The 4,076-nt window shown below is 71.1% G+C and carries 4 protein-coding genes; all 4 read right to left on the reverse strand.

From position 1 onward, the window contains the following. Positions 1 to 285 precede the first annotated feature (285 nt). Positions 286 to 987 carry an SDR family oxidoreductase gene (locus ACFW2E_RS21630; protein WP_384468694.1) on the reverse strand — a complete coding sequence of 234 codons (702 nt, stop codon included), beginning with the start codon at positions 985 to 987 and terminating at the stop codon, positions 286 to 288. Between the two features lie 360 nt (positions 988 to 1,347). Beyond that, the gene (locus ACFW2E_RS21635) at positions 1,348 to 2,067 is read right to left on the reverse strand and encodes a TIGR03943 family putative permease subunit (RefSeq protein WP_384468695.1); all 720 of its coding nucleotides are present in this window, start codon (positions 2,065 to 2,067) and stop codon (positions 1,348 to 1,350) included. After that, a complete protein-coding gene (locus ACFW2E_RS21640) occupies positions 2,064 to 3,098 on the reverse strand; it encodes a permease (protein WP_384468696.1) in 1,035 nt (344 codons plus the stop codon). Before ACFW2E_RS21640 ends, ACFW2E_RS21635 begins: the two co-directional genes overlap by 4 nt. A gap of 115 nt (positions 3,099 to 3,213) precedes the next feature. Next, positions 3,214 to 3,978, reverse strand: a complete 765-nt coding sequence (locus ACFW2E_RS21645) for a lysozyme (protein ID WP_384468697.1) — start codon at positions 3,976 to 3,978, stop codon at positions 3,214 to 3,216. Positions 3,979 to 4,076 lie beyond the last annotated feature (98 nt).

The raw sequence follows: 4,076 nt of genomic DNA on the forward strand, positions 1-4,076 counted from the left end.
GGGGGGGGGGGGGCGGGGGGGGTGGGGCGGGGGGGGGGGGGCTCGGGGTCGCGGTCTCGATGGCGGGGTCGGCCTCGTCGCGCCCCCCCCGGCGGGGGGGGGCCCCCCGGGCGTAAGGCCGGCGAGACCGTGACCGCGCCCCGGTGACCGACGCCGCCCGGCTGTGCGGCCCGTGTCTCGAGGCCGGCGCCGACGGCGCGGCCGCGGTGGGGCAACCAGGAGATCCACCAGGCCGACGAGCAGGCAACCACGGCGCGCCTCGGGCCCCGGCAGGCCGATGAGCTGCTACTGGGCGAGCTGCTCGTACATCGCCGCCACGTCTCCCGACAGCGCGCCCTTGACCCGGCGGGTCGTGTCGTCGGCGAGCACCTCGTGCGCTCCGGCCTCCATGCCGTCGAGGGCGGCCACGGCGATGTCGTGGGGGCTGGACTTCGGCGCGTCGATGCCGACGGTCATGTCGGTGTCGACGTACGCCATGTGCAGTCCGGTGACGGCGATACCGCGCGGGCGCAGTTCCAGCCGCAGGCTGTTGGTCTGGGACCAGGCCGCGGCCTTGGAGGCGCTGTAGGTGCTGCCGTCGGCGAGCCAGGACAGCACGGAGTGCACATTGAGGATGTGCCCGCCGCCGTTGCGCTCGATGACGGGAGCGAAAGCACGGGTCAGCAGCAGGGGTCCGTAGAAGTTGGTCTCGAGCTCACGGCGGATGTCGTCGACCGGCGAGGTGAGGAAGCGGGCGCCGGTGGCCACCCCCGCATTGTTGATCAGAACCGTGACGTCCTGGGCCCGTGCGGCGACGGCGGCCACGGAGTCGGGGTCGGTGACCTCCAGCCCGAGCGGAACGGCGTCGGGGTGGGTGACGGTGCGCGGGTCGCGGGCGGTGGCATAGACCTTTCGGGCGCCGCGGACGTACAGCTCCTCCACAAGCGCTCTGCCCACGCCACGGCTGCCGCCGGTGACGAGAACGACGGAGTCCTTGACTGCGGTCATGACAATCTCCCAAGGTGAAACCGATCGGTTTCCACCACCGTAAACCGATCGGTTTCCCGTTTCAACCCGGAGCTCGCGCAACAGACCGCGAGCCACACGCCCGAGACCCCGGCACGCCGCCGCGGCCCTCCACCCTCGACGGCCCCGCGACCTGTGCTTCTGTACGCCTTTAGAGGCAATGCGGGGCGGACCGGACCTGACTCATGGTCAGCCCCGGGCGGCCGCGGCGCCGTTCGGGAAGAGGCGCACATGAAGGGGGAACGCCAAGATGGTGTCCAAGCGGCTGCTCGGCTCGCTCGGCGTGGGCGGCCCCACGGTCGGCACGGCGTCGCCGGACAGGCGGGGATGTGACGACAGGGCCTAGGAGGGGGTCAGCGGCAGGTCGTCCGTGAAGGCGTTGACCGGCTGGGCGACGGGCCGCAGCTGCCGTGCGTCCAGAGCGGCCTGCGCGGAGCGCGTACCGAGGCTGCCCTTGGCGTGCCAGGTGCCGGTCACGGCCAGCCAGGTATTGGCTGCGGGGGCCTCTGTTCCGTAGACGCGGACCTTGACCGTCTGCGCGTCGGCGGCGCAGCAGGTGAAGATGATCCGGGTCAGATACCAGCCGCCACCCGCTCCGGCCGGGGTGGCGAAGCCGGTCAGCAGGACGCTGCGGCCCTTGATGGCGAGTGTGCGGTCCTGCTGTACGCGGGTGGTGAAGTCGGTGAGCGTCATGGGCAGCGGTGAGGCCGCTGGCAGGGTTTCGAACCGCTTGCGGTGTTCGACCGGCTTGTTGTTCGAGTGTGCCGCGGTGTACGCGCCAAGGGCGGGCGGGGCGTAGAGCAGGAGGCTCAGGGCGGGGAGCGCGAGCAGCCAGGCGATGCGGGGGGCGGCGGAGTGGTCGTGGCCGTGCGCGTGTCCGGCGTGGCCCCTGTCCAGTGCCGCGGCCGCGATCCCCATCAGGGTGAGCAGCACGCCGGAGACGACCAGCACCGGGCGCAGGCCCTCCTTGACGTACCGCAGGTAGAGGTCGGTGAACAGAGCGGCGTGCAGCAGGCCGATGCCGATCAGCACCAGGAGCAGCACCTGGGCGTGACGCTTCACAGCAGCGCGCCTCCGATCAGGACGCTGACGGCGACCGCCGTCACGGTGGTCGCCGTGGAGAAGCGCCAGGCGAAGGCGCGGCCGAAGGTACCGGCCTGCAGGGCGATCAGTTTCAGGTCGACCATCGGGCCGACCACCATGAACGCCAGCCGCGCGGTCGGTGAGAAACCGGTGAGCGAGGCCGCGACGAAGGCGTCGGCCTCCGAGCACACCGCCAGGAGGACGGCGAGGCCGGCCAGGAAGAGCACCGACAGCCAGGGCGAACCGGAAAAGGCGTCGAGGACCGAGCGCGGCACCATCACGTTGAAGGTCGCAGCGGCCATGGCGCCTAGGACGAGGAAGCCGCCGGCGTGCAGGAAGTCGTACTGGAAGCCGAGCCGGAACTCGGTCCAGCGGCTGTGGCCGCGCTGGTGGCCCGTGTGCCGGACGACAGGCCGCAGCCATTCCTCCCTGCCCAGCCAGAGCCACAGCCAGCCCATCAGCGCGGCGGTGACGAGCGAGGCGAGCAGCCGGGCGGCGACCATGGCGGGGCTGCCGGGGAAGGCGACGGCGGTGGCGGTCAGCACGACCGGGTTGATGGCGGGCGCGGAGAGCAGGAAGGCGAAGGCCGCCGCCGGGGTGACTCCCCGGCGGATCAGGCTGTTGGCCACGGGTACGGAGGCGCATTCGCACCCGGGCAGTACGGCGCCGGCCATGCCGGCCACCGGAACGGCCAGGGCGGGGCGCCGGGGAAGTGCCCTGGTGAACAGGTCGGCCGGCACGAAGGCGTTGATCGCGCCGGACAGCACCGTGCCCAGCAGTAGGAACGGCAGTGCCTGGACCGTGATGGCGAGGCAGACGGTGCGCCATGCCTCGACGGCCGGGTGGTTCAGCCACTGGGTTCCGGCGAGCGCGAGCGCCACGGCGCCGGCGCCCACGGCCGTCGCGACCGCGGTGGCGAACGGCCGCGGGAGCAGCCGGCGCCTCGGCGGGCTGACGGGTACGACCGCCACCCCTCCCGCCACATCAACCAGTTCATCCGCCTTTGGCATTTTTGCTCCAAATATCGGATCCGTGGCTGAAGATAGGCGAAGAGGGCCGTCGGCGCCGCGCGCACACGCCGTCGGGCGCGAATGGGCGACTTCGTACGGGCCGTTGACCCGGAGGTCAGCCGTTGGCCAGCGATTTCAGCCTGTCGGTGGATCCGTTGAATCTGTCGTGGTCCCCCACCGTCGGCCCGGTCGAGGTGTACTGCCACATCGTGTGGAAGTCCCAGCCGGCCGGGAGCTCGCCCACGCTCGACGCGTACCGGGCGACCCACAGCGGGTTGGTGTCGCCGAAGCCGCTGTAGTTGCCGGTGCACTGCTTCCACCAGTTGGTGGAGGTGTAGATGGCCGCGTGGCGGCCGGTGCGTTCCTTGTAGCGGTCCAGGAAGTCGCCGATCCAGTCGACCATCTGGCTCGCCGTCCTGCCGTAGCAGGTGGCGCCGTACGGGTTGTACTCGATGTCGAGCACACCCGGCAGGGTCCGGCCGTCCTTGGTCCAGCCACCGCCGTGGTCGACGAAGTAGTCGGCCTGGGCGGCACCACCGCTGCTGTCCGGCGTCGCGAAGTGGTACGCACCGCGGATCATTCCGGCGTCGTCCGCGCCGTCGTACTGCTTGGAGAAGTAGGAGTTGGTGTAGTAAGTCCCCTCACTCGCCTTGGTGTAGGCCCATCGGACTCCGCTGCCCCACAGCGTCGACCAGGCGACGGCGCCCTGGTAGCTCGCGACGTCGACGCCTTCGGTCTGGCCGGCTTTGGGATCGGCGGGCGTTGTGCTCGCGCTCTGGCCGTCGTGGGCCAGGACTCCCATGCCCATGTAGGCGGAGCCGCGAGTCGGGGTGGTGTCGGTCGGCGTGGGAACGGCCGCCGCCGAGACGAGCAGGGTCACGGCGGTCGCCGTGACCCCCGCCCCGCATAATCGGGGCCCGCGGGGCCCCCGCACAGTTGCGAATTTAAATTATAATTACCCACACACACAAAATACAC

It is taken from the genome of Streptomyces sp. NPDC058964, assembly GCF_042741275.1.
Lineage (GTDB): Bacteria > Actinomycetota > Actinomycetes > Streptomycetales > Streptomycetaceae > Streptomyces.

Excerpts from the sequence above, each read along its gene's own strand:
- ACFW2E_RS21640 (WP_384468696.1), bottom strand. The coding sequence starts at position 3,098 with ATGCCAAAGGCGGATGAACTGGTTGATGTGGCGGGAGGGGTGGCGGTC.
- ACFW2E_RS21630 (WP_384468694.1), bottom strand. The coding sequence starts at position 987 with ATGACCGCAGTCAAGGACTCCGTCGTTCTCGTCACCGGCGGCAGCCGT.